The following is a 25494-nucleotide window of genomic DNA, read 5'->3' as shown; positions in this document are numbered from 1 at the left end:
TTAGCTCTTTTTATTAAATATAGTTAAAAGAAGAAGAGTTAAAACATTTATTGGTTTTGAGTTTAAATCCAATAGTTTTATAGCTTTTGAAAAAATTTCTAGCTCTTTCTCTTTTAACTCTATTTTCTCATTTTTTATTTTTATTAAGATAGATTCAACAATATTTTTTGCTTCATCTTTTGATATTTTCTGATTTTCTTTTAAAAAAGAGTAAATATCTTTTAAATCTAACCTTTTTATATCAAGATTTGACTCTTGTTTTTCTTCTATTTTTCTTAAATTTTTATATGCTAATCTTGAGTAAATAGTAGGAAGTAGGGTACTTTTTAGATTTGTCAAGATAATAAAAACAATATTTAAAGGTGGCTCTTCTAAAATTTTTAGTAGAGCATTTTGAGCTTCTATTCTAAAAGTTGCTCCACATAAAAATATATATTTTGTTTCACTTGTAGCAATATATGCCTCTTTTATAGCTAAATTTGCCTGAGCTATTTGGAACTCATCTTTTTCATCATTTTTTATAACTCTTGTTGAGTGTTTTGGATAAAGAGATATTTGTCTCTCTAAAGCTTGTTCAATATCATCTACAAGTAAAATATGAGATTTAAAATAAAACTCTTGCAAGATTAGTTTTCCACATTTATTTGGGCAAAAAGAGCAGCACTTATAGTTTTATTATATAATCTAAACATTTGTAAAAGCTTCATATCAAGAGCTTCATCATTTGATTTTAGGTTAAAGGCATCTTGTTTCTCTTCATCAAATAACCAAAGAAAAGAGTTTTTTGACATTTTTGCTATATTTGCTCTACTGTCTTGAGATTTCCCAATATACCAAAAACTATAACCATTTGGAAATGAGATATTTAGCATATCTTTTATATTTGAAATGTCTTCATCTGATTTTACACCATCTATATATCTGTAAAATGATCTAAAGTCATAGTATGGAAGATATGGTCTATTTAGTTTGTTTGAGTTTATATTTGACAAAATATAGTTTAAAAACCACTCTCTTTCTTTATCTGTTATTACAATAATAGAGAAATTTTTATCCAAAATATTTGTAATATTTCTTGCAACTATTGGTGTCCATTCAAATTTTTTCTCTTCCAACCAAGGAGATATAAGTCTATCTTCCCTGATTGTATCAACTGTCCAGTTTAAAAATTCTTGCAAATTATTTATCCAATTCGTAAGCATCGTGTAAAGCACGAACTGCTAATTCTGCATATTTTTCATCTATAATCATAGATATTTTAATCTCACTTGTAGAGATAATTCTGATATTTATATTTTCATTTGCCATAGCTGTAAATGCTTTTGAAGCAACACCTGTATGAGATTTCATACCAACACCAACTATTGAAACTTTACAAATTGCTTCGTTGTAATCAATATTTTTTGCTTGAGGTCTAAATTGCTCCATAACTTTTTTACAAATTTCTAATTCATTTGTTGGAACTGTAAAATCTAAATCTGTTGTTCCATCAAGTCCTCTTGTTTGAACAATCATATCTACATTTATATTTGCATCAGCAAGTGCTGTAAAAATACCACTTGCAACTCCTGGTCTATCAACTACACCATACATTCCAACTCTAACTTGATTTTTATCTAAAGCTATTCCACTTACTATTGGTTTTTCCATAATTTCCTCTTCATTTGTGATTAATGTACCTTCAACTTCAGGAGTGAAGCTACTTCTTGATACTAAATTTACATTTAATTTTTTTGCCATCTCTACTGATCTATTTTGTAGAACTTTTGCACCAAGACTTGCAAGTTCTAACATCTCATCATAAGAGATTTTCTCTAATTTTTTCGCTTTTGGCTCAATTCGTGGGTCTGTTGTATAAATTCCATCAACATCTGTATAAATCTCACAAACATCTGCATTTATAGCTCCTGCAATTGCAACAGCACTTAAATCACTTCCACCTCGACCCAAAGTTGTAACTCTTGAACCATCAAGTGTAACTCCTTGGAAACCAGCAACTATAATAATATTTCCCTCTTTAATTGCTTGTTTCATTTTGCTTGAATCTATTTCTTCAATTCTAGCTTTTGTATGAGAACCATCTGTTCTAATCCCAGCTTCTCGACCTGTCATAGAGATAGTTTTATATCCCATACTATTTAAAGCAATAGAAAGTAGGGCTGAAGTTACTCTTTCACCCGAACTTAAAAGCATATCAAGCTCTTTTGGTTCTGGAGTTTTTGTGTAAAATTCAGCATACTCAATAAGTTTATTTGTTTCACCACTCATAGCAGAAACAACAGCGATAATATCATCACCTTGATCTCTTAAGTTTTTAATAATATTTGCAACATTTTGGATTCTGTCAAGTGTTCCTACACTTGTTCCACCAAATTTAAGTACTTTTAACATCTAATTCTCTTTCCTTTTTTTAAATATATCCCTCATCTTTAAAATACTTCAAGACCTGTTTATAAACTGTTCTTTTAAAAAATGTTATATGTTCATAAACTTCTTTTGTGCTTACAAATTTATACTCACTAAACTCTGGGATTTCAGTGTTTATATTAATTTTTGCACCCTGTTTTAGTTTTACTAAATAATATTTTTGTTTTTGTCCATCATAAGGGTACATTTTTTGAGCAATTACAGCAGGAAAAAGATAAGAGACCCAAGTTGGATATTCTGCAATAATCTCAACATCTCTAGTTCCTATCTCCTCCTCAAGCTCTCTTAACAAAGCCTCTTTTGTACTTTCACCCTCATCAATTCCACCTTGTGGAAATTGCCAAGCATTTGCAATATCCGATCTTGAAGCTATGAAAATTTCACATTTAGCAGGATATTTAGATGATAATATAATTGCTGCAACATTTGGTCTAAAATTTTTTTTCTCTTTTTTAATAATCTCTTCTTTATCAGTCATAAATATACTTTTCCTTATAATTAGGTGGATATTTTAATAAATATAGGATTAAAAATTGCTTTTATATATACATATACCTTTTTGCGATAGCAAATGCTTCTATTGTGCTTTTAACTCATATACAACAAAATTTAAGTTAAAAGATGACTATATGGAAGCTTTAAAAAAGCAATTAGTTGAAAATTTAGAAAAACATATTATAAATAAAAATAGAAAAATAAAAACTGTTTTTATTGGTGGCGGAACACCATCAACAATAAAAGCTTCAAGTTATAAAGAGATTTTCTCTTTAATAAAACCATTTTTAGAAGAAAATGCAGAAATTACAACAGAAGCAAATCCAAATTCAGCAACTTTTTCTTGGCAAGAAGAGATGTTTTCTTTGGGTGTAAATAGAATTAGTTTTGGAGTTCAAAGTTTTGATGAACAAAAGTTAAAGTTTTTGGGTCGAGCTCATAGTAGTCAAAGTGCCGTTGAAGCAGTAGAAAATGCCAAAAAAGTTGGATTCAAAAAAATCAATTGTGATATTATTTATGGTGTTGTAAATGATAGTTTTGAGAGCTTAAAAAAAGATTTTGATATTGTAAAAAGTTTAGGAATTAATCATATTAGTGCATATTCTTTGATAATTGAAGAGAATACAAAGTTTTTTTTAGATGAAAAATCTCTTCAAAAAAGTAAAAAAAGTTTAAAAATAGATGATGAAGATTTAAGTTATGAAATTTTTGATTATTTAAAAGATTTAGGTTTTAATCAATATGAGATAGCAAACTTTTCTACAAATGAAGAGTTTGAATCAAAACACAACTATGGTTATTGGCAATACAATGAATATATGGGAATAGGTGCTGGTGCAGTTGCTTGTATAGAAAATATTAGAGAATATAGCGAAAAAAATATAGAAAAATATATTGAAAATCCGCTACTTGTTGAAAAAGAGGAACTGAGTTGCGAAGATATAAAGGCTGAAAAAGTTCTGTTAGGTTTTAGATGTAAATTTGGTGTGGAATTAGAGCTTTTAAATCAAAATGAGTTAAAAAAAGTTGATGATTTGGTTTTTGAGAAAAAGCTAGAAAAAAAAGAGAATAAAGTGATTAATAAAAACTACTTACTTGCTGATGAATTGGCACTTTATATATTAGATTAAGGAATAAAATTGACAATAAAAGATTGTGTTAGAAAATATACAAATGATTTAAAAAATATCACTCATATTCCTGCAAAAGAAGTTGAGATTTTGATTATGTTTTTACTTGATAAAAACCCTATTTGGTTGCATTTAAATTATAACAAAGAGTTTGAAAAGGAGAAAGAGTTAGCACTTTTGGTAAAAAAAAGAGCTACAAATTATCCACTTGAATATATTACAAAAAAAGCTTCATTTTATGGAGAACAGTTTATTGTAAATGAGGGAGTTTTAATTCCAAGACCAGAGACTGAACTTTTAGTAGAAAATGCTTTTAATATTTTAAAAGAGCAAAAAGATGAAAAAATAATAGTTGAAATAGGAACGGGAAGTGGAATAATCTCTGTAATGTTGGCACTAATGGTCGAAAATATAAAAATAATTGCTGTTGATATAAATCCTAAAGCTTTGGAGTTGGCAAAGCAAAATGCCGAAAAATTTGGAGTTTTAGAAAAAATTGATTTTAGACTTAGTAATTTATTTGAAAATATTTTAGAAGATAATATTTTTATGGTAGTTTCAAATCCACCATATATTGCAAATAATTATAAACTGCCAAAAAATGTGGAGTTTGAGCCAAGAAATGCACTTTTTGGAGGAGAGATTGGAGATGAGTTATTGAAAAATATTATAAAAATAACAAATGAAAAAAATATTCCATATTTGCTTTGTGAAATGGGCTTTGACCAGAAAAAGCCTTTAGAAGAGTATTTTAAAGAGTTTAATGTAGAATTTCACTCTTTTTACAAAGATTATGAAAATTTTGATAGAGGATTTACTCTAAAATTTAAAAAATAAAAAAGGATTAAAAATGTTTTGTGAATTTAATTTAGAAAATTTAGAAAATTCAAGTGTTGAACTTGAAAATATTTTAAACAATAGTAGAAAAAAAATAGACGAGCTTTTAGCTATAGAAAATAAAACATATAAAAATTTTGTTTCACCATTTCAAGAAATAGGGGAGAGTATAAATGAATTTATAACTCCAATATTTCATATTGACTCAGTTAAGAATTCAGAAATTACTTCAAAAGTTTATGAAGATTGTCTTCCTATTATCTCAAAATATGAGAGTGAAATAAGTCAAAATGAAAATATATATAATACTTTAAGATATATACAGTCTAATGAAAAAGAAACTTTAAATAATATACAAAAAAAAGTTCTTGAAAATGAGATAAGAGATTTTGAACTATCTGGTTGTAATCTTGAAAAAGAGAAAAAACAAAGACTTGAAGAGTTAGATTTAAATTTAAGTGAACTATCTCATAAGTTTTCTCAAAATTTATTAAAAGCTACAAACTCTTACTCTTTAATAGTTGAAAACTTTGAAGATATAAAAGATATTCCACAATCAGATTTAGAACTGGCAAAATTTGAAGAAGATGGGAAAATTAAATATAAATTTACTCTTCAAATGCCATCTTATATACCATTTATGACTTATTGTACAAATAGAGAGTTAAGAGAAGAACTATATAAGGCTTATACAACAAGAGCAGCAGAAAATGGAAAAATTATAGAAGATTTAATAAAATTAAAAGAAGAAAAGGTGAAAATTTTAGGTTTTTCTAACTTTTCACAATACTCACTTGCTACAAAAATGGCAAAAAGCGAAGATGAAGTTATAAGCTTTTTAGAAGAGTTAGGAAATAAAGCTAAACCAAAAGCTATTAAAGAGTTTGAAGAGTTAAAACAGATGGCTTTAGAAGACGGAATTACAGATTTTAGGGCAAGTGATACAAGTTTTTATAGTGAAAAACTTAAAAAAGCTCAATATGATTTAGATGAAGAGTATTATAGACCATATTTTGAAAAAAATTCAGTTCTTAAAGGTTTTTTTGAATTCTTATACAAAATGTTTAATATTGAATTTATAAAAACAGATGCAAAAGCTTGGGATGAAAAAGTAGAAGTTTATAATTTAAGTGAAAATGGAAAAGTTATTGCTAGAATTTATATAGATTTAGAAGCAAGAGCTGACAAAAGAGGTGGTGCTTGGATGAATAATTGGCACTCATATTATAAAACTTCAAATGATGAAATAAAGCTTCCAACAGCTTATATAGTTGGTAACTTCCCACAATCAACAAAAGATATTCCATCACTTTTAAGACATAGTGATGTTGTAACACTTTTCCATGAAATGGGACATGCTTTGCATCATCTATTAAGTAAAGTTGATGAGCCATTTGTTAGTGGAATTGCTGGTGTTGCTTGGGATGTTGTTGAGTTTCCATCTCAATTTTTAGAGTATTTCTCTTATGATAAAGATGTATTAAAACTATTTGCAAAGCATTATAAAACAAAAGAAGTTCTTGATGATGAAGCTATAAATAGACTTATAAAAGCTAGAAATTTTCAATCATCTATGGCAACTGTACGACAAATAGAGTTTGCTTTGTTTGATTTTAAACTATATCAAGAGTTATACAAAAGTGAAGATGAAATTCAAAATTTACTTGATAATGTAAGAGAAAAATTTGCTGTTATTATTCCACCAAAATATAATAAATTCCAAAATGGCTTCTCTCATATCTTTGCTGGTGGTTATAGTGCAGGGTATTACTCTTATAAATGGGCTGAAGTTTTAAGTGCAGATGCTTTTTATATGTTTATAGAAAGTGGAAATATTTTCAATAAAGAGCTTGGATTGAAGTATAAAGAGTCTGTTTTAAGTAAGGGTGGCTCATACAATATGGATAAGCTTTTCTTTGATTTTGCAAAAAGAGATCCAAAAATTGATTCATTATTGAAAATTGATGGAATAATTTAGCAAAAATTTGCCATAATACGATTTTAATATATAACACTTAAGGATTTAATAACTATGACAAATGCAGAAACAATTACAAAATTAAATAATGCTCTACAAACCCTAATTAAAGCATATGAAGAGCTACAAGATAAAAATAATAATCTAAAAGAGAGAGTTGCTGAACTTGAAGATGAAGTTTTAAATTTGGAATTAGTAAAAGAGAGTTTAGAGAAAGATGTTGATAGCTTCAAATCAAATACAGAACAAGATAAAACAAATATTTATTCAATGCTTGGGAAAATTGAAGATATTTTAAATAAAAAAGATACAAGTTTAGATTTTGTATCTCCTGTATCAAGAGTTGAAAAAGTAGAAGAAGAGAAAAATGAAGCAGAGGAAGATAATTCTCAAGAAAATGCAACAAGTGAAAGCGAAAATCTTCTTAGCTCTTTTGAAAATGTATTAAATAAAAAAGAAGAGAATAAAGAGGATAATAAACTTGATCTTTCAAGAATGTCTTCACTTTTAAATGGATTTAACTAAAATTTAAAATGGTTATTTCGCTAGATAAAGAGTATGTTTATAATCTTTTTGGAGCAAATGATTTTTGCTCTTTAGAGAGTATTATAGATAATATTGCACCATCTTTACTTGATTATCATATTAGTGATTTTTGTAATAATTTTGAAGAGATTTTATTTTTTAATAAAAAAGATGTAGAAAATAGCTTTAGTTATGGAAACTATAATCTTTTTATGGATTATAATCAAAATCTCTTCTTAGAGGTAGATAGTACAAAAGTAGATGATTCTACCTCATCTTTTTGGTAGAATATAAAAAAGGAGAAAAGATGATCTTCCCTATTCAAATTTTAGGAATGGGTAAAAGTCTATCAAAAAATATTGTTTTTTCATCAAAAATTGATGAATTATATAATTTAAAACCTGGAACAACAGAAAAAATTACAAGTTTAAAAAAAAGACATTTACTACACAAAAATGAGAGTGTAGATGATTTTTTAAAAATTGCTATAGATGAAGCATTAAAAAAATCAAAGTTAAATATTGATAATATTGATTGCATAATAAGTGCAAGTGCTGTTTCCTATCAAGCTATCCCGTATAATGCTGCATATATACATAAGCTTTTAAAACCTAATAAGCCAATATCAACATTTGATATTAATATGACTTGTTTAGGTATTTTAAGAGCTTTTGATATAGCATCAAAGCTTTTTTATGATTATAAAAATATCTTAATAGTATCTTGCGATTTAGCTAGTTTAGCACTAGACTGGACAAAAATTCAGACAGCTGGAATATTTGCTGATGGAGCAACTGCTATGATTGTTAGCTCAAGCGACAAAGGTGGAATTATTTTATCTTGTTTTGAAACTTATTCTAGTGGTTATGAATATTGTCAAATTAGAGGTGGAGGAACAAGATTAACTCCAAGTAATTATAAGGGTGAATATAAAGAAATTTGTAATTTTGAAATGGATGGTAAAAAACTTTATAAATTAAGTTCACAAATCTTACCAAATTTTATAGAAAAAAGCTTAGCTTCAAAGAATTTAACTTTAGATGATATAGATTGGATTGTTCCACATCAAGCTAGTAAATCAGCACTAAATCATATTGTTAAAATTTTAAATCTAAATAGAGCAAAATTAATTGATATATTTGATACTCATGCAAATCAAGTTGCCTCTTCTATTCCTAGTGCTTTATATACACTTTTATATGAAAAAAATGTAAAAAGTGGACAAAAAGTACTTATAGTTGGAACTTCAGCTGGAATAGGTTTAGGTTTAGTTGTATGGGAAATTCCGTAATGAAAGCTATAGTTACTGGTGCAACTGGTGGCTTAGGAAGAAATCTTGTTGAGTTTTTAAAATCAAAAGATTGGGAAATTATTGCTTTTGGTAGAAATAAGCAAATAGGAAAATCTTTAGATGTAGAGTTCTACTCTTTTGATTTAAGTAATTTTGAAGATACAAAAAAATATTTCCAAAAGGCTGATATTGTTTTTCATTGTGCTGCTTTATCTTCTGCTTGGGGAGAGTATGATGATTTTTATAAAGCTAATATAAAAGCAACCAAAAATGTCTTAGAATCTATGGAGTTGTTTAAAATCCAAAAAATTGTTCATATTTCAACTCCTAGCATATATTTTAATTTTAAAGATGAATTTAATGTAAATGAGAGCTTCTTAGCAAAAAAGTTTGTAAATTTTTATGCACAAACAAAATATGAGGCTGAAAAATTAGTTTTAAATAGTAATCTTAATTCAATTATTATTCGACCAAGAGCAATTTTTGGAGAGTATGATACTGTTTTAGTGCCAAGAATAGAAAAAATTGCAAAAAAAGGTTTCTTACCGCTTATTAAAAATAAAAAAACTATTATTGATGTTACTTATGTTGGAAATGTTGTAAATGCTTTATATTTAGCAGCTATAAAAGATATTCCATCTAAATCTATTTTTAATATAACAAATGATGAATCTATGGATATAAAAGAGATTTTTATCTTAATTACTCAAACTTTAAATATAGATATAAAATTTAAATATATCTCTTATAGCTTTTTATTTTTTATTGCTTTTGTTTTAGAGCTTTTTGCAAAAATTATATTCAAAAAAGAACCATTTTTAACAAAATATGGAGTTGGAGTAATAAGTAAAAGCCAAACATTGGATATTTCAAAAGCAAAAGAGATTTTGGGATACAAACCAATTTATACTATTAAAGAGGGTTTAGAAAGATATGCAAAATATAGAAATCTTTGAGGTTGGGTATTGTGTTCATCCTGAATTTATGGTTTTAAAAGGTGGAAGTTTTAAAACTATCAAATTTCCAGCAATGGTTGCTTTAATAAAACATAAAAATGGAAATTTACTTTTTGACACAGGTTATTCAAAACATTTTTTTGAGGTTACAAAAGAGTTTCCTGAAAAACTATATGCACTTACAACTCCTGTTATGTTGGATAAATCTTTAATTCAAAGGCTTACAAAAAAGATAGATTTTATATTTATATCTCATTTTCATGCTGATCATATATCTGGAATAAAAGATTTTCCAGAAGCTTCAATTTTTTGCTCAAAAGAGGCATATTTATTTGCAATCAATAAAAACTTATCAAGATTTTCAAAGACAAAGAAGGGTGTTTTACCAAAACTTTTAGGAGATGATTTTGAAAAAAGAGTTACATTTATAGAGGATTTACCAAAAGTTGTTTTACCAGATATTTTAAAACCATTTGAAAATGGTTTTTTACTTTTTGATGATATTTATTTAATAGAGTTAAAAGGTCATGCCAAAGGTCAATATGGACTTTTTTATGATAACTATTTTTTTATTTCTGATGCAGTTTGGAATATGCAAACAATCACACATAACAAACGCCCAAATATTTTAACTGCACTTATTATGGAAAACTGGAAAGAGTACAATAAAACTATTGATAAACTTCAAGAATTACACAAAAATTCCCCTCAAATCAAAGTAATTCCAACACATTGTTCTAATACTTTAAAAGAATATATCAATGCTTAAAAAATTAAAAATCTTAATACAGTATATAAAAACAAAGAATTTCTATGATAAAAAAGAGTTAGAAAAGCATCAAAAAAACTCTATAAAAAAACTTTTAGCAAATTTAAACAGTAAGTTTTATCCAAAATCTTTAAACCTAAATGATTTTCCAATAATCAATAAAAAGATATTTATGGATAACTTTGATACTATTAACAGTTTACAAATAAATAAGAGTGAAGCCTTTAATATCGCTTTAAATGCTGAAAAAAATAGAAATTTCTCATCTAAATTAAAAGATATAACAGTTGGTTTATCTTCAGGAACAAGTGGAAATAGGGGGATTTTTTTAGTTAGTGAAAATGAAAGTGCATTATGGGCTGGATATATTTTAAAAAGAATGCTTCCTAAACCAATTTTACAAAGACATAAAATAGCATTTTTCTTAAGATCAAATAGTAATTTATATGAAAGTGTAAATAGTTTTCTCATCTCTTTTTCATTCTATGATTTAATAAATCCTTTGGAAACACATATTGAAAAACTAAACAGAACAAAACCAACTATTTTAATAGCTCCAGCACAAGTTTTAAGGCTACTTGCTTTAAATAAAGATTTAAATATAAAGCCAAAAAAGATAATTTCTGTTGCAGAAGTTTTAGAAGATGATGATAGAAAAATTATAGAAAATCGGTTTTTGCAAAAGGTTCATCAGATTTATCAATGTACTGAAGGTTTTTTGGCACACACTTGTGAAGTTGGAAATTTGCATTTAAATGAAGATATTGTATTTATTGAAAAAGAGTGGATTGATGAAAATAGTGGAAGATTTTCACCTATAATTACAGATTTTAATAGAAAAAGCCAAGCAGTTGTAAGATATAAACTTGATGATATTTTAATACTTAAAAAAGAGCCTTGCCCTTGTGGTTCTGTATTTACTAGTTTGAAAAAAATCGAGGGTCGTTGTGATGATATATTAAAGATGAAAACATTGGACAATAAAGATTATTTACTTTTCCCAGATTTTGTAAGAAATGCCATAATATCAGCAAATACAACTTTAGATGAATATTTAGTGATAAAAGAAAATGATAAATTAAATATATTTCTAAAGCCATTTGAAGCAAAAATAGAGGTGAATAAAGTTTTGTTGGAACTATATAAAGTACACAATTTAAATCCTTTAGAACACAATTTTTTTGAATATAGCTCTTGTTCTTTAGATAAAAAAAGAAGAAGAGTTCAAGAGATATGAAAATAGCAATAACTTGTCCAAGAGCACCTGTTAGTATTGAGTGGATAAAAATAGCAAAAAAATCAAATTATGAGATAGTTTTGCTTGATAGTTTAGATTATCCTATAGGAATATTTTATGATAAGAGTATTTTGTATATTAAAGTTACTTCTCCAAAATTAGATTTCCAAACTTATAAAAAAGATATGGAAAAAGCACTTTTTGATGTAGATATTGTAATACCAAATTGTGAAGATATTTTCTTTTTATCTAAAATAAGAGATAAAATAGATTCAAAAGCTATGTTTTTTATGCCAAATAATGATTTACTATTTGAGTTGCACAATAAATTTAATTTTCAAAAATATCTAAACTCTTATGTTAAGTTTCCAAAAACAATATTTATTGCTAATAAAAATGAAATAAAAGAAGATTTAAATACTATTTTAAAGCCAGTTTTCTCAAGATTTGGAAGAAGTGTTATTAAAGGTGTTACAAAAGAGAAAATAAAAGATATTTATATAAACAAAGATTTTGCATGGGTTCAACAAGAGTATATTAAAGGTTTTGCTTTATGTAATTATGCTATTTGTCAAAATAAAAAAGTAATATCACATATAGTTTATAAACCTAAATATCTTTTAAATGATGCTGCATCTACATATTTTGAATATTATGAAGATGAAAGAGTGAATAATTTCATAAAAGAGTTTGCAAAACATACAAATTATACAGGGCAGGTTGCCTTTGATTTTATAGATAATGGAAGAGATATTTATATTTTAGAGTGCAATCCAAGAGCAACAAGTGGTTTACATTTGATTTCAAAAAATATAGAGATAGATATTAGAAAAAACTTTATGCAAGTTGGAAAAATAGATAAAAGTTCATATAGAGTTGGAATAAGTCTATTTTTGCTATTTGGGTTAAAAGCATTAATAAAAGGTGAATTCAAAAAGCTTTTAAAAGATTATAAAAAAGCAAATGATGTTTTAGAAGGTTTACCATTTTATGCCCAATTTATCTCATTTTATGAGATGATAAAAAGAAAATTTATATATAAAAAGTCTTTGACAAATGCCAGTACATTTGATATAGAATATGATGGAGAAGAAAAATAGTGGAAAAAAAAGATGATTTATCTTCAAATTTATACAAAATATTTGAAAAATATTACTCAAAAAAACTTATGGCAAATGTTGATACTAAAATCATCAAATATAATATTGAAAACCAAGAAATTATTACAACAATTACAGATGATATAAAGAAAAATTGCTATGTTGTATCGATGTATAATCTTATTATTGATTATTCAAAAGATGAGTTATTAAAAATAAATTCTAAAATATTGCTATATTTTTCATATTTTTTGATAAAGATATTTGAAAATATACTAAAAATAGCAAAAATAGATAAGCTTCAAATACTAAATAATTATATGTTATCAACAAACTTTTTTTCAAATAATTTTGAAAATATAGATTTAAAAGTATTAAAGAATAAAGCTTTAAAGAACTATCCAGACCATACTTTGAAAATTAGAAGTGTAAATAAATTTCAAAATCTAAAACTATATGAAAAACTAAAAAAAGATGGTTGGATAGCTTTAGTTTCAAGACAAGTTTATATTTTTGATGATTTTACAGAGTGCAAAAAACATAAAGATTACAAATCGGACAAAAAACTTTTACTAGATGAAAAATATGAGTTTAAAGCTTTAAATATTGAGGATTTCTCACTTTTTCAACAAGCAGAAAATTTATATAATCAGTTGTATTTAGATAAATATTCCAAACATAATGTACAGTTTAAAGCTATATATTTACAAGAATTGGTAAAAAATGGTTTGTTGCATTTAAGACTTTTATTTGATAAAAAAGAGAAAAAATATGTTGCAGTTGTTGGAATAATAGGAGAAAATGGGCTTATTACAGCTCCAATTGTTGGTTATGATTTAAATTATGATATAAAAGAAGCACTATATAGAAGAGTTATTGCATATATTTTAGAATATGCAATAACAAATAATTATTTGCTAAATTTAAGTTCTGGAGCTAGTAATTTTAAGACAAATAGGGGAGCAAAAGCATATTTAGAATATATGTTTGTTTATACAAAACATTTACCTTTTTATAGAAGATTTATTTGGAAAATATTATCTTTTATAGCAAATAGATTTTATGGAAATTTGCTACAAAGGCTGAAGTTGTGAATATAGAAAAGTTAAAAAATGAGTGGTTTCCTATTATGTTTGAAAAGGATTTGAAGAAAAAGCCTATTTCAAAAATATTACTTGGACAAAAAATCGTTATTTTTAGAATAAAAGATGAAATTCTATGTTTTGAAGATAGATGCCCACATAGAAATGTTCCGCTTTCAAATGGAGAAATAATTGGGGACAAAATAAGATGTAACTATCATGGTTGGTGCTTTACAAAAAATGCTGAATATTTATGTAATAAAGATATAAAAATAAAGAAATTTTTTGTAAAAGTTGAAGAAAATTTAATTTGGATAAGTCTAAATAACAATAAAGATTTTACAAATTTATTTAAAATGCCAAAAGAGTTTGAAAGTAAATTTAGTATAAAAATCTTAAAATCTGATTTTATTCATACTATTGAAAACTTTTTAGACCCTCTTCACACACCATATATTCACAAAGGTTTATTAAGAAATATTGGACAACAAAAGATGAAAATATCTCAATTGTTAGATGATTTTTCATTTAAAACTATTTATGATTTAGAAAATAAGCAAAATGGCTTAATTAATAAGCTTTTTGATAATGGAATAGATAAAAATATTGCAACATTTATATATCCAAGCTTTGCCAAAATAGAGTATTTAAAACAAAATAGTTTAATTTTTGATGTTTCTATATTTTTTGTTCCGTTAGAAAAAGGTGAAGTTCAGATGGTTATAAAAGTTAGTTTATTAAAAACAATTATTCCATCTTTCTTGAAGTTCTTAGTTCTTAAACCATTTTTAGAATTAGCTTTTTATCAGGATAAAAAAATATTAGAAATACAGTACAAAAATAGTAAATATTTTAAAGAAGAATCTATAATTGACAATAAAGATTTAGTTATAAATCATCTTTTATACTTTTTAAAAGATAAAGAAAAGCCCCAAAATAAAGAGTTTTTATTGGAGATTTAAAAAATCTCCGTTGTTTTTCTAAGTCTTTCTTTATCAAAGTGAGTATAAATACGGCTTGTATTTATATCTGCATGACCTAAAGCTTCTTGAACTAAGATTAAATCTCTATGTTTTGCATAAAGTAAAGTTGCAAAAGAGTGTCTTAACATATGAGCTCCATTTTTTTCTTTTCTAATACCAGCATTAAGTAAAATATTCTCTACAATACGACTAACATAAGCTTGAGTTAATCGTTCTCCTTTTTGATTACACACCAAAATATCGCTGTTGCAAACTCTTTGAGCTAAATAGTTTTGTAAATCGTGTTCAATTATATCTTTTTTAATCATCACAACTCTTGGTTTGTTTCCTTTCCCTCTTATTTGAAGCATATAGATATCTTTTTCAGGAAAAATCTCTTTTTGTTTAAGATTTAACATCTCACCAACTCTTATTCCTGTATATATGATAATTTTTATAATAAGCCTATTTCTATAAGCTGTATTATCTGTAAACTCGTAATTATCAATAGCTTTTAAGAATTTATTTACTTCTTCTTCATTCATAAAAGAGGGTAGTTTTGAACCACTTTTTCCACTTAATCCTTGCCAATTTTTTAGCTCAATTTTAAACAAATATGAGCTTCCATCTTCATTTTCATTTTGTTTATCTATATATGAGAAGAAAGAAAGCAGGGCAATTCTATGGTTTTTTTTACTTGCATCTGATAATGAACTAGTTTCACTAGCTAAAAAATCACTAAGTAACTCTTCATCTATTTCTTTCATTGAAGCTAAGCCTAAATTATTTGTATACTTGTATAGCTTTAAAAGAGGATTAAAATATGTACTTATTCCAGATAATCCTATATTTCTAGCATCTTTTACTAAAATATCAAGTTCTTCAATAGATTTTGTACCTTTTACTAAACTTTGAATAATAAAAGCCAATTTATCTTTATCGTTTACTTGACGATTTGTGAGGCTTGTAAGTTTATTTCTTACAAATCTATCTAGCCAAAAAAGCATGGTAGCTTCAAAGCTATATTTAAAATCTAAATTGTATCTCATTTTAAGCCTTTTATGTCGTGAATATTTAAAAAAGAGTATAGCAAAAGATATATTAATATTAGTTTGAAAATTATAGTTTTCAATACTAAAATAAATATACATTATAGCTAGTTAGTAAAACTAGCTATAATATTTTATCAATTAAGACTCTATTTGAATCTCTTCAATAATTTCTAAACCAAAACCATTTAATCCAACAAATGAGTGTTTTCCTCCGCTTGTCATTAGTTTTACTTTTTTAATATTTAATGAGTTTAATATCTGAGCACCAATTCCATAATTCTTTTCTAGTTCTTGGTTTTTATTTGAGTTTCCTAAAAATACCAAAACACCACCTTTACTTTGTAGGAAGTTTATTGTTTTTAGCATAGAGTGTAGTTTATGGTCATTTAAAAATATTTTAATATCAGGTCTTATTGTATGAAATTTTACATGAGTTAAATCACTTATTTCACCAAAGATAATAGCAGTATGCATATTATCTAAATGGTCTTTAAACTCTTTTTTTATTACATTTTGTCCAAAAAATTTGCTCTCTTGACTTGAAACTTCACATACAAGTTTTTCATGAGATAATCTATATTCAACCAAATCAGAGATATAAATCTGTTTTAAATTATATTTAGCTGCAAAAATATCTAAATCATCTCTTCTTGCCATTGTTCCATCTTCTTTTAAAATTTCACAAATAACAGCTTCGCCTTTAAGCCCTGCAAGTTTACATAAATCCACACTTCCTTCAGTGTGTCCAGTTCGCACTAATACTCCACCATCTTTTGCGATAAGTGGGAAGATATGTCCAGGTCTTACTAATTCAATAGATTTTGAAATAGGATTTGCCAAAATCTTAATTGTATCATCTCTCTCCCCTGCACTAATTCCAGTTGCTGCACTTGCAGCATCAACAGAAACAGTAAATGCTGTTTCATAAGATGAAGTATTTGATGTAACCATAGGATGTAATTCTAGCCTATTTGCTGTCTCTTTTGGAACACTAACACAAACTAAACCTTTTGCATGAGTTACCATAAAATTAACTAATTCTGGTGTACTTAATGCTGCTGAATATACTAAATCGCCCTCATTTTCTCTATCTTCATCATCAAGCATAATTACCATATTACCTTTTTTAATCTCTTCAATTGCCTCTTTTACTCTTGTTATTGCATTCATATTATCTTCTTTCATAAAATATTTTATATATTAATTAAATTTAAAATCATCACCTAAATAATGCTCTTTTACTTTTGAATCTTCTTTAATCTCTTTTGAAGTTCCACTAGCAAGTAAGCTACCACTTTTCATAACATAAGCACGATGGCAAATTTGTAAAGTCTCTCTTACATTATGGTCAGTTATTAAAACCCCTATTCCAATTTTTATAAGTTCATTTATTAAATCTTGAATATCTTTTACAGCAATAGGATCAACTCCTGCAAAAGGCTCATCAAGAAGCAAAAACTTTGGTTTAGAAACCAAAGCTCTTGCTATTTCTGTTCTTCTTCTTTCACCACCTGAAAGTGAAATTCCTTTTCTTTGTCTTATTGGCTCAATATCAAGAAGTTCCAAAAGCTCTTCAACTCTTCTATTTTGTTCATCTTTATCTTTGATTACAATTTCAGCTGCTAAAAGAAGATTGTCTTCTACACTTAAATCTTTAAAAATAGATGACTCTTGTGGTAAATACCCTATTCCTTTTAAAGCTCTTTTATGAAGTGGTAAAGAAGTGATTTTTTCATCATCAAAAAAAACTTCACCGCTACTTGGCTTTACAAGTCCACAAACTGTATAGAAAGTTGTAGTTTTTCCAGCTCCATTTGGTCCAAGTAAGCCAACTATTTCACCGCTATTAACTTCTAGTGAAATTCCGTGTAAAATCTCTGTTTTTTTAATACTTTTTTTAATATCTACTATTTTTAACTTATGCATCTACTCTATACAACCTTTTGTTATCTTTTTTAAAAATCTCTAAAACAAGTACATCAAATCCATAATCATTTAAGAGATTTTCAAGTTTACTATCGCCCCACTCTACAAAGTGTAAACCACTTTTCTCAAACTCTTCAAGCATTCCTAATGCCATAAAATCCTGTAAAGTTTTATTGTATAAGTCATAATGAAAAATATCTTCTCCATATATAACTTGAAGTGAAAATGTAGGAGAGTTTACAATATCTTCTAAACCTTTTGCTTTTACAAAATGCTTTACAAGTGTAGTTTTTCCACTTGCTAAATCTCCTCTTAAAATCACTATACAATCCCTGTTTTCTAAAATCTCTTTTAGATAAGAAATTAAAATTTCTAGCTCTTTTTCTTCTAGTAAAAACTCTTTCATATTAGCAAGAAAGCCTTTGAGAAAATTTTATTATCTCTTCTAGTTTTCTTTTCGCATTTCCACCATTTATTGCATCTTGAGCCATTTTAATTCCCTCTTTTAAATCCTTTGCTTTTCCATCTACAAGCAAAGCTGCAGCTGCATTTAAAAGTACAATATCAAGTTTTGCACCTTTTTCTCTTCCAGCTAAAATATCTCTTGTAATTTGAGCATTAACTTCTGGACCTTCTCCTACAATATCATCTTTTGATGCAATTTTAAGACCATAATCTTCAGGGTTTATTACTAAATCAGTCTGTTTTCCATTTTCTAAAAGTGTGGCATAAGTAATACTTGAGATTGAAATTTCATCCATTCCATCAAGACTTGATACTATCATAGCTCTTTTACAACCTAGCATATCTAAAGCCGTTGCTATTTTATTTATAAAATCTTTGCTAAAAACTCCTAAAACTATCTTTTCAACACCTGCAGGGTTACATAGAGGTCCAATGATATTCATAATAGTTCTGTGGTCTATTGTTTTTCTTACAGGTGTGATATATTTCATAGCTGGATGATGATTTGCTGCAAACATAAATCCAAAGCCAGTAGTTTCTAGCATTTTAGCCGTATCTTCAAGGCTTAAGTTTAAGTTTATACCCAAAGATTCAAGCATATCAGCACTTCCACTTTTACTTGTAACACTTCTATTTCCATGTTTTGCAACATAGCAACCTAAACTAGCAAGTAGTATTGAAACTGTACTAGAGATATTAAAACTATAACTTTTATCTCCACCAGTTCCAACTATATCTATAGATTTTTTTCTAAGTTCTTCATCTATTGGAAGTGGTATTAAGTACTCTCTCATAGAAGCAGCCGCACCTGCTAGTTCACTTGCTGTCTCTCCTCTTTCATAAAGAGCTAAAAAATAATCTCTTATCTCTTCATGAGATAGTTGATTTTCAAAAATTTCATCAAATTTTGCTTTTGTCTCTAAAAACATCTTTTACCTTATATAATCTAAAAAATTTTCACCTTATTAAAATATGTGATGAATAAATGTCTTAGATTATACAATATGTGAACTAAATTTCACTTAGCTAATAAGAGCTTCCTTTTGAGTAATCTACACTCTCATTTTTAAATCCTATCATAGTTGAAACTAAAGTATCATCTCCAGCTCCACCATATAGAGTTGTATCAGAGTCATCTTTCCCTATTATATTATCATCATATCTACTACCTATTACATTTTCAATACTTACTAATGTATCTGTTATAGTTGAATTTATTGCTTGTGCTGTTGCTAAAGATAGATTTATATTTATACCTTCTTTATTTGAGTTAATCATATGTTTATATGAAACAGTATCTGAACCTTCTCCTCCATCTATATAGTTCGTCCCTGCTCCTGCTATAAAAGTATCATTTCCTCCATTATGGTCTATTAAAATATCATCTGTACTTGTTCCTATTAGAGTATGGTCTAGGTTATTGTTATATAAATTGGCTTCTTTATTTACAAGTATTTTAGTAGGAGTATTAAATTTTATTCTATTTTCATCTATTAACCAAGTATTATTTTCTAAAAGTTCTTTTGTTGTCAAGCCATTATTATTTGCTATTTGAGAAAAAGTATCTCCACTTTTTACTGTATAGATTCCTTTTTCTCCTAAGTCTAATCTTTCATCTACTTTTATTAAAATATTTGAAAGAAGTATATTTACACTATTTATATCTGATAAAAGATTTCTTATTTCTAAAGAACTCAAACTACTTAAATCTTGTTTTACATAAATTGTTTCATCTATAATAGCTTTATCTATATCATTATTTTTTAAAGTCTCTTTTATATAATAATCTTGATTTTCTAATGTTGAGTTTGAAATTATTATTTCATTTGTACTACTATCATATTTTATACTCTCTGCTAATGTTGAACCTGATTTTATATCTACTATTTGTCTATAATTTAAATATTTTGGATAGATATCTTTACAAAAATTTGGGTCATTTGTTACACTTTGAACTATAAATTCTTCTTGTGTTATTTTTCCTGTTACTTCAGGAGACATTAATACAACTTCTGTTTGATGTTCTGCTAATGCTAATCCATCATAAATAAGAGATTGTAATGAACTTCCACCAACTGTAGCCAAAACTGCAATACCACCCAATGTAGCAATACTAATAACAAGAGGAGAAGCTACTATTCCTATTGAAGCCAATGCTGCTCCAATCAAGACTTCAGTTATAGCAGCTTCAGCTAGTAATCCAGCAGCAACATAAGTAATTCCAGTTGCTAAAGTTGTTGAAGCTATAACTTTTCCTGGATTATTTGGGTCTTTAATAAGATTGATTGTAGTTGAAATAACTGTTCCACCTGGAAGTGTAACTTTACCCATTAAATTCCCTGCAAAAGGATCTATTTTACTAACTAAAGATGATGTTGCTCCATAATATACAGATGGTATATCTGAAACATATTGTGTTCCCTCTAAATTTACTGTTTGTGTTCCCATATTTTTACTCCTTTTTTTAATCTATTTATTAATTTTTCATTTTCTTTTTTAAATAATTCATTTGTTTTATAATGAAACAACCACTTACCTTCATATTTAACTACTATAGAAGATATACCAAAAAATTCAAACCAAGGTCTATTCTCAACTACATCTATATCTTCAAGTTTTGTTTTACTTATTATTTTATTTTTCTTTTTTACTATAAAATAATCATCTTCTATACAAATTTCATCATATTTTGTTAATCTGATTATTGTTTTATATAATCCTTCTATAATCGCTAAAGCAGTCAATAGATAAAGTATATAATGCCAAATTTTATTTTCTTGTTGAGCATTATAAGTTAAATATCCAAATACAATTATCAAAGATAATATAAAAATTATCTTCATAACTAAAAAAATGGGGTCATTTGGGTATTTTATACAAAAATTTTCAGCTTTTTCTATATTCCTCATTTTAATCCTTCTATATTAAATAATTTTTTTATCATCTCTAAAATTTACATAACTTAACTCTGCTAAAAGTCCTATTTCTTCTATAAATTGATCACTTCTCATTTTCTTTTCCTTTTATTGTTTTTTCTAATAATCCAAATTCACCTAATTCACTACCACACACTTTTCCCCGAAAACCATAAAAAATATCAAAATTATATTGTTTGGTATCTATTTCTCTTGACCAAGCAATCACATTATTATCTTCATTAATTATCTCAACTTTTGAACACCATAGAAAATTTTCAAATAATTTTGGGATGTTACAAGTAGTTCTTTTAATCATAAAATTACTTTTTCTAATTGTATTTTTATCTACCTCAAATACATTTTCTAACTTAATAGGTTTTATATAATTTTTTGCTCTAAATTCATGTAATATCCCATCTTCAGTTTCTATTTGTATAGCTTTGATATAACCCAAATAAGTTCCAGCTTTACTTACAGCATATTCATATTTAGAAAAAGGTTTTTCTTCTTGATAAAATACAACTTCAGGTATTTCTATCTTTTTATTTATTTTTTCCATTTCAGTAAATTTACAATAATAAAATTGCAGAGCATTTCCTATAATAATGTCATAAGTAGGAAGTAATACAAAAAATATAATTACTATTTTAAGAATAATTTTATTATCAGTTATCTTTTTAAAAATTTTATATATAACTAAAGCTATTAAAACATATATAACTAGAGCTATTAAATATGCTATTCCCATTATGCAACCTTTCTAATTTCATCATTACCATAACCCATAGTTTGATTTACTGAAGTATCTTTTAGTATTGTTTGTAAACTAAACTCTGGGTTTAATTTTTCACCATTTGCTAGTTTTATATTCTCTATTTTTGAGAAGTTATCAAAGTAATTTTGGATAGTTATACTATCTGTAGGAGAGTATTTTATAATTAAAGATTTTAAATCTTCACTTTGAAAAAAAGTTACATCACTTTTTGAAACTGATTCATCAAAGAGTATAGTATCATCTCCTTTTATATCATATACTATATCATTACCATCACCTTTTTTAAACTTATAAGTATCATTCCCTCCACTTACATCTTTTAAGGTATCATCACCTTTATTTGAATTAAAGATATTATTAGTTTGATTCCCTATTAGAGTTTCAGATTCATCTGTTCCATTTATCTGTACAGTTGGTGTTGGGTTTTGATTTTCTGAGTTAGTTAATTTATCTAACATAATTTGAGTTATATTTAATCCTAAACTCATAGGGGAATAATTTTTTATTCTTATTTGTGTTTTATTTACATCAAAGTCTGTTATTATTAAATCATTACCATCTTTTACTATTTTAAATATTGCTTCATAGTTATCTAGTAGCATTCCACTTGAAGAAGTTTGAGAAAAGTTACCAAGGATTGTAGCAAATGCTCCAGAACCATATCCTGCAAATGGGTTTGAGCTAGAGCTAGAGTTTACATATATTGGATTATTTTTTAACAGAAGTATAGTTCCATTTGACAACTCTTTTATCTCTAATGAGCTTAGTTTCCCATATTTTGTTTCAATTTCTCCTTTTCCATCATCATCTTCTATTGTTACATAATCTTTCACAGCATAAGTATCAAATCCTACTCCACCATTTAAGTAAGAGCTTCCTTTTGAGTAATCTACACTCTCATTTTTAAATCCTATCATAGTTGAAACTAAAGTATCATCTCCATCTCCACCATAAAGGTAGTTATTTGCATTTACTCCAGCTATTAAAGTATCATTTCCTATTCCTCCATAAAGGTGATTAGAAACCAATCTATTTGCTTCTAACATTATCTCATCTGTTGTTTTCCCACCTACAATATAATCATCTCCATCATCTCCATAGATTTTATTTGTGCTATTATTTCCACCTCTTAATCTATCATCTCCAGCTCCACCATATAGAGTTGTATCAGAGTCATCTTTCCCTATTATATTATCATCATATCTACTACCTATTACATTTTCAATACTTACTAATGTATCTGTTATAGTTGAATTTATTGCTTGTGCTGTTGCTAAAGATAGATTTATATTTATACCTTCTTTATTTGAGTTAATCATATGTTTATATGAAACAGTATCTGAACCTTCTCCTCCATCTATATAGTTCGTCCCTGCTCCTGCTATAAAAGTATCATTTCCTCCATTATGGTCTATTAAAATATCATCTGTACTTGTTCCTATTAGAGTATGGTCTAGGTTATTTAAGTTCAAATAACTTGTTTCTATTAAAATCTTATCTTGATTAAAAGACAATCTATTATCATCTATAAGCCAAGTATTTATTTTTAAAAGCTCTTGTGTTGTAAAACCATTATTATTTGCTATTTGAGAGAAAGTATCTCCACTTTTTACTGTATAGATTCCTTTTTCTCCTAAGTCTAATCTTTCATCTACTTTTATTGAAATATTTGAAAGTAAAAAAGACACTTCAGGAATAATATCTATTGCATTTCTTATTACTAAATTATCCGTTGTATCTGTAATTGTATATGAAGTATTTGTATTGTCATCAATAATTATAAATTCATCACTACTCTCGATGTACTCTTTTATTCTTTCATTATTTATCAATTCTTGTGGATTCAATGTTGTATTTATTTCAAAAGTATTAGTTTCTTTTATATCTCTAGCTTCTAATTTTTCTCCAAAGAAATAATCCCATGCCATTCCAGCATAATGAGAAGCATAATTACCAACTAAATATGAGGCACCTACAACTGCTGCACCTGCTGCAACTGTTACAGCAACTGGTGCACCTGCAGCTGTAACTGCACCAATACCAACTGTAGCAAGTATTCGTCCTGCCAGTACACTAAGCCCTTCCGCAACTCCAACACTAACAACTGCTCCAGTACCACTTGTAAAAACTGCTTTTAAACTATTTTCTCCATCTTTTGAAACATTAATCCCATAATTAATAATCGTTCCATTAGCAGTAGTAACAGCTATACTTATAGCTTTTCCTTGTGGTGTTGATTGAGCTAATTCCATTAAATTTGCAAATGCACTTGTAGTAGCTCCCAATAAATTTCCTAGATTATTAGTATCTATACTACTATTTGGAAGAGATTTACTGAACTCTTCTTTTATAATATCAACTGTTGTTTGGTTTTTTTGTGCTTCTTTTTCTATATAACTCATATTTAATTCCTTTTATTTATTTTTTATAAAATTTACATTTTTTAATATCCACTCATCTGCTGGATAACCGAAATCTACTTTTTTATTACATTTATCATTAACAATAAAAGCTACAGAATAAGCTCTATATGTATCAAATATAAACTCTTTTACTCTATTCTCTTGAGATTTACTAAGCTTATAAAGTGGACTATTTGGATTTATAAGTTCATCTCTATAGTTCATAAATATATCTATTAAAGGTTCATCACAATTAAAAATATTCTTTGCATATTTTTCTTGCAAAAGTAAAAATTCACTAATATCAATTGGTATTTTTAAATAGATAACTCCTAAAACTGGATATTCATTTTCTATCTCATATTTTAATTTTGGATAATTTTTATATTCATTTTTAAACCTTATTGTCCATTCAAGAAGTGAATATAGCTTTTTTATAAAGACTTCATTTTCTCTTGCAAAATTAAGCTTAGAAGAATCAATATGATTTCCAAAATACCATAATTTAAGATTATCAAAATATTCAGCACTAAGGGCAAAAACTTTATATTTCTCTAAATTTACAATTTTATCTTCGATTGTTTTTGTTGCTAAAGTTTTAGAAATATCAAACATCATATCTAATATATATATTTGTTCCTTCGTACTTGGCTGAATATTTGTTGTTAAATTCTCATTTGGCATATATCCAGAACCTCTTGTATAAAAATATCCATAAAAATAAAACTTCCAATAAGCTATTTCTCCATCTTCACTTTGTAAATAAGTTATTCCTCTTTTATATATTTGGTCTGTCAATAAATTTAGTGGAATAAAAATTGGATTATCTATGTTGAATAAATTATTTAAAACTTTTTTATAAAAATGCAAATCCATATAAGTTGCTAAATACTCTTTCGCATCATGATTTATAGTATTCTTATTTATCCACTTTTCTCTATTTGCTAAGTGCATAGAAAGATTTACCAATATAAAAACTAAAAAAAATATTTTTTTTAGTTTTGTATTTGGTACTATATTGAAAATCTCTTTTCTAATTAATATTTCTTTTTCTTTTACAATTTGCTTAATATATAAATATATAATTTTAATTATATAACCATATAAAAATATAACAAAAGGTATCAGTATAAAATATAAAATATTTTCTAATGTAATCATTTAATT

At 26.6% G+C, this 25494-nt stretch carries 26 protein-coding genes; 12 read left to right on the top strand and 14 right to left on the bottom strand.

Annotated elements, in window-relative coordinates; all coding sequences use genetic code 11:
- Genes IQC44_RS01830 through IQC44_RS01815 form a run of 4 tightly spaced genes read right to left on the bottom strand, consistent with a single transcriptional unit; the run spans position 1 to position 2905 of the window.
- Complete coding sequence (locus IQC44_RS01830; protein WP_198304492.1) at positions 1-624, bottom strand: DNA polymerase III subunit delta'; 624 nt, start codon at positions 622-624, stop codon at positions 1-3.
- A gap of 2 nt (positions 625-626) precedes the next feature.
- Positions 627-1178: a HobA family DNA replication regulator gene (locus tag IQC44_RS01825; protein ID WP_198304491.1), complete on the bottom strand. Its 552-nt coding sequence runs from the start codon at positions 1176-1178 to the stop codon at positions 627-629.
- 1 nt (position 1179) lies between these two features.
- Positions 1180-2391, bottom strand: a complete 1212-nt coding sequence (locus IQC44_RS01820; protein ID WP_198304490.1) for an aspartate kinase — start codon at positions 2389-2391, stop codon at positions 1180-1182.
- Between the two features lie 19 nt (positions 2392-2410).
- Positions 2411-2905 (bottom strand): RNA pyrophosphohydrolase, encoded by a 495-nt coding sequence (locus IQC44_RS01815; RefSeq protein ID WP_198304489.1) that lies wholly within the window; start codon positions 2903-2905, stop codon positions 2411-2413.
- 55 nt (positions 2906-2960) lie between these two features.
- Here IQC44_RS01815 and hemW point away from each other — a divergent pair, with 55 nt between their 5' ends.
- Genes hemW through IQC44_RS01755 form a run of 12 tightly spaced genes read left to right on the top strand, consistent with a single transcriptional unit; the run spans position 2961 to position 14789 of the window.
- Entirely contained in the window at positions 2961-4052 is a 1092-nt protein-coding gene (gene hemW / locus IQC44_RS01810; RefSeq protein ID WP_198304488.1) for a radical SAM family heme chaperone HemW, read from the top strand.
- Between the two features lie 9 nt (positions 4053-4061).
- A complete protein-coding gene (gene prmC / locus IQC44_RS01805) occupies positions 4062-4889 on the top strand; it encodes a peptide chain release factor N(5)-glutamine methyltransferase (protein WP_198304487.1) in 828 nt (275 codons plus the stop codon).
- Between the two features lie 13 nt (positions 4890-4902).
- Positions 4903-6867, top strand: coding sequence for a M3 family metallopeptidase (locus IQC44_RS01800; RefSeq protein WP_198304486.1), 1965 nt, complete (start codon positions 4903-4905; stop codon positions 6865-6867).
- 54 nt (positions 6868-6921) lie between these two features.
- A complete protein-coding gene (locus tag IQC44_RS01795) occupies positions 6922-7392 on the top strand; it encodes a hypothetical protein (RefSeq protein ID WP_198304485.1) in 471 nt (156 codons plus the stop codon).
- A gap of 8 nt (positions 7393-7400) precedes the next feature.
- Complete coding sequence (locus tag IQC44_RS01790) at positions 7401-7679, top strand: hypothetical protein (protein ID WP_198304484.1); 279 nt, start codon at positions 7401-7403, stop codon at positions 7677-7679.
- Between the two features lie 20 nt (positions 7680-7699).
- Positions 7700-8683: a 3-oxoacyl-[acyl-carrier-protein] synthase III C-terminal domain-containing protein gene (locus IQC44_RS01785; protein ID WP_198304483.1), complete on the top strand. Its 984-nt coding sequence runs from the start codon at positions 7700-7702 to the stop codon at positions 8681-8683.
- The gene (locus IQC44_RS01780; RefSeq protein ID WP_198304482.1) at positions 8683-9639 is read left to right on the top strand and encodes an NAD-dependent epimerase/dehydratase family protein; all 957 of its coding nucleotides are present in this window, start codon (positions 8683-8685) and stop codon (positions 9637-9639) included. Before IQC44_RS01785 ends, IQC44_RS01780 begins: the two co-directional genes overlap by 1 nt.
- The gene (locus IQC44_RS01775; RefSeq protein WP_198304481.1) at positions 9617-10408 is read left to right on the top strand and encodes an MBL fold metallo-hydrolase; all 792 of its coding nucleotides are present in this window, start codon (positions 9617-9619) and stop codon (positions 10406-10408) included. The genes IQC44_RS01780 and IQC44_RS01775 overlap by 23 nt, the downstream gene beginning before the upstream one ends.
- Complete coding sequence (locus IQC44_RS01770) at positions 10401-11645, top strand: F390 synthetase-related protein (protein ID WP_198304480.1); 1245 nt, start codon at positions 10401-10403, stop codon at positions 11643-11645. The genes IQC44_RS01775 and IQC44_RS01770 overlap by 8 nt, the downstream gene beginning before the upstream one ends.
- Positions 11642-12745 carry an ATP-grasp domain-containing protein gene (locus tag IQC44_RS01765; RefSeq protein ID WP_198304479.1) on the top strand — a complete coding sequence of 368 codons (1104 nt, stop codon included), beginning with the start codon at positions 11642-11644 and terminating at the stop codon, positions 12743-12745. The genes IQC44_RS01770 and IQC44_RS01765 overlap by 4 nt, the downstream gene beginning before the upstream one ends.
- On the top strand, positions 12745-13839 hold the full coding sequence (locus IQC44_RS01760; protein WP_198304478.1) for a hypothetical protein: 1095 nt from the start codon (positions 12745-12747) through the stop codon (positions 13837-13839). Before IQC44_RS01765 ends, IQC44_RS01760 begins: the two co-directional genes overlap by 1 nt.
- Entirely contained in the window at positions 13836-14789 is a 954-nt protein-coding gene (locus IQC44_RS01755; protein WP_198304477.1) for a Rieske 2Fe-2S domain-containing protein, read from the top strand. The genes IQC44_RS01760 and IQC44_RS01755 overlap by 4 nt, the downstream gene beginning before the upstream one ends.
- On the opposite strand, the gene IQC44_RS01750 is transcribed toward IQC44_RS01755, so the two are convergent.
- The 10 genes from IQC44_RS01750 to IQC44_RS01705 all read right to left on the bottom strand — a co-directional run bounded on the left by IQC44_RS01750 (position 14786) and on the right by IQC44_RS01705 (position 25488).
- Positions 14786-15838, bottom strand: a complete 1053-nt coding sequence (locus tag IQC44_RS01750) for a tyrosine-type recombinase/integrase (RefSeq protein WP_198304476.1) — start codon at positions 15836-15838, stop codon at positions 14786-14788. The genes IQC44_RS01755 and IQC44_RS01750 overlap by 4 nt on opposite strands.
- A gap of 141 nt (positions 15839-15979) precedes the next feature.
- Positions 15980-17011, bottom strand: a complete 1032-nt coding sequence (locus tag IQC44_RS01745) for a bifunctional 3,4-dihydroxy-2-butanone 4-phosphate synthase/GTP cyclohydrolase II (protein ID WP_198304546.1) — start codon at positions 17009-17011, stop codon at positions 15980-15982.
- A gap of 30 nt (positions 17012-17041) precedes the next feature.
- A complete protein-coding gene (gene lptB / locus IQC44_RS01740; RefSeq protein WP_198304475.1) occupies positions 17042-17767 on the bottom strand; it encodes an LPS export ABC transporter ATP-binding protein in 726 nt (241 codons plus the stop codon).
- Positions 17760-18173: a tRNA (adenosine(37)-N6)-threonylcarbamoyltransferase complex ATPase subunit type 1 TsaE gene (gene tsaE, locus IQC44_RS01735; RefSeq protein ID WP_198304474.1), complete on the bottom strand. Its 414-nt coding sequence runs from the start codon at positions 18171-18173 to the stop codon at positions 17760-17762. Before tsaE ends, lptB begins: the two co-directional genes overlap by 8 nt.
- 1 nt (position 18174) lies before the next feature.
- Positions 18175-19161, bottom strand: a complete 987-nt coding sequence (trpD, locus tag IQC44_RS01730; protein WP_198304473.1) for an anthranilate phosphoribosyltransferase — start codon at positions 19159-19161, stop codon at positions 18175-18177.
- A gap of 97 nt (positions 19162-19258) precedes the next feature.
- Complete coding sequence (locus IQC44_RS01725) at positions 19259-20680, bottom strand: LysM peptidoglycan-binding domain-containing protein (RefSeq protein WP_198304472.1); 1422 nt, start codon at positions 20678-20680, stop codon at positions 19259-19261.
- Positions 20662-21141 (bottom strand): hypothetical protein, encoded by a 480-nt coding sequence (locus IQC44_RS01720; RefSeq protein ID WP_198304471.1) that lies wholly within the window; start codon positions 21139-21141, stop codon positions 20662-20664. The genes IQC44_RS01725 and IQC44_RS01720 overlap by 19 nt, the downstream gene beginning before the upstream one ends.
- A gap of 91 nt (positions 21142-21232) precedes the next feature.
- Positions 21233-21898: a hypothetical protein gene (locus IQC44_RS01715; RefSeq protein WP_198304470.1), complete on the bottom strand. Its 666-nt coding sequence runs from the start codon at positions 21896-21898 to the stop codon at positions 21233-21235.
- Positions 21898-24327, bottom strand: a complete 2430-nt coding sequence (locus IQC44_RS01710) for a LysM peptidoglycan-binding domain-containing protein (protein ID WP_198304469.1) — start codon at positions 24325-24327, stop codon at positions 21898-21900. Before IQC44_RS01710 ends, IQC44_RS01715 begins: the two co-directional genes overlap by 1 nt.
- 12 nt (positions 24328-24339) lie before the next feature.
- Positions 24340-25488, bottom strand: coding sequence for a hypothetical protein (locus IQC44_RS01705; protein ID WP_198304468.1), 1149 nt, complete (start codon positions 25486-25488; stop codon positions 24340-24342).
- Positions 25489-25494 lie beyond the last annotated feature (6 nt).

This window comes from Arcobacter vandammei, assembly GCF_016106035.1.
In the GTDB taxonomy this organism is placed as follows: Bacteria; Campylobacterota; Campylobacteria; order Campylobacterales; family Arcobacteraceae; genus Aliarcobacter; species Aliarcobacter vandammei.
Note: the sequence above shows the minus strand (reverse complement) of the source record. Positions and strands in the feature narration are given on the sequence as shown.

What these genes read in the sequence shown, in the direction of transcription:
- IQC44_RS01775 (WP_198304481.1), top strand. Translation starts at nt 9,617, where the DNA reads ATGCAAAATATAGAAATCTTTGAGGTTGGGTATTGTGTTCATCCTGAA.
- IQC44_RS01725 (WP_198304472.1), bottom strand. Translation starts at nt 20,680, where the DNA reads ATGGGAACACAAACAGTAAATTTAGAGGGAACACAATATGTTTCAGAT.
- IQC44_RS01815 (WP_198304489.1), bottom strand. Translation starts at nt 2,905, where the DNA reads ATGACTGATAAAGAAGAGATTATTAAAAAAGAGAAAAAAAATTTTAGA.
- IQC44_RS01705 (WP_198304468.1), bottom strand. Translation starts at nt 25,488, where the DNA reads ATGATTACATTAGAAAATATTTTATATTTTATACTGATACCTTTTGTT.
- lptB (WP_198304475.1), bottom strand. Translation starts at nt 17,767, where the DNA reads ATGCATAAGTTAAAAATAGTAGATATTAAAAAAAGTATTAAAAAAACA.
- IQC44_RS01790 (WP_198304484.1), top strand. Translation starts at nt 7,401, where the DNA reads ATGGTTATTTCGCTAGATAAAGAGTATGTTTATAATCTTTTTGGAGCA.
- IQC44_RS01820 (WP_198304490.1), bottom strand. Translation starts at nt 2,391, where the DNA reads ATGTTAAAAGTACTTAAATTTGGTGGAACAAGTGTAGGAACACTTGAC.
- IQC44_RS01715 (WP_198304470.1), bottom strand. Translation starts at nt 21,898, where the DNA reads ATGGGAATAGCATATTTAATAGCTCTAGTTATATATGTTTTAATAGCT.
- IQC44_RS01765 (WP_198304479.1), top strand. Translation starts at nt 11,642, where the DNA reads ATGAAAATAGCAATAACTTGTCCAAGAGCACCTGTTAGTATTGAGTGG.
- IQC44_RS01795 (WP_198304485.1), top strand. Translation starts at nt 6,922, where the DNA reads ATGACAAATGCAGAAACAATTACAAAATTAAATAATGCTCTACAAACC.
- IQC44_RS01750 (WP_198304476.1), bottom strand. Translation starts at nt 15,838, where the DNA reads ATGAGATACAATTTAGATTTTAAATATAGCTTTGAAGCTACCATGCTT.
- tsaE (WP_198304474.1), bottom strand. Translation starts at nt 18,173, where the DNA reads ATGAAAGAGTTTTTACTAGAAGAAAAAGAGCTAGAAATTTTAATTTCT.
- IQC44_RS01720 (WP_198304471.1), bottom strand. Translation starts at nt 21,141, where the DNA reads ATGAGGAATATAGAAAAAGCTGAAAATTTTTGTATAAAATACCCAAAT.
- IQC44_RS01800 (WP_198304486.1), top strand. Translation starts at nt 4,903, where the DNA reads ATGTTTTGTGAATTTAATTTAGAAAATTTAGAAAATTCAAGTGTTGAA.
- IQC44_RS01780 (WP_198304482.1), top strand. Translation starts at nt 8,683, where the DNA reads ATGAAAGCTATAGTTACTGGTGCAACTGGTGGCTTAGGAAGAAATCTT.
- IQC44_RS01785 (WP_198304483.1), top strand. Translation starts at nt 7,700, where the DNA reads ATGATCTTCCCTATTCAAATTTTAGGAATGGGTAAAAGTCTATCAAAA.
- trpD (WP_198304473.1), bottom strand. Translation starts at nt 19,161, where the DNA reads ATGTTTTTAGAGACAAAAGCAAAATTTGATGAAATTTTTGAAAATCAA.
- IQC44_RS01710 (WP_198304469.1), bottom strand. Translation starts at nt 24,327, where the DNA reads ATGAGTTATATAGAAAAAGAAGCACAAAAAAACCAAACAACAGTTGAT.
- IQC44_RS01745 (WP_198304546.1), bottom strand. Translation starts at nt 17,011, where the DNA reads ATGAATGCAATAACAAGAGTAAAAGAGGCAATTGAAGAGATTAAAAAA.
- IQC44_RS01770 (WP_198304480.1), top strand. Translation starts at nt 10,401, where the DNA reads ATGCTTAAAAAATTAAAAATCTTAATACAGTATATAAAAACAAAGAAT.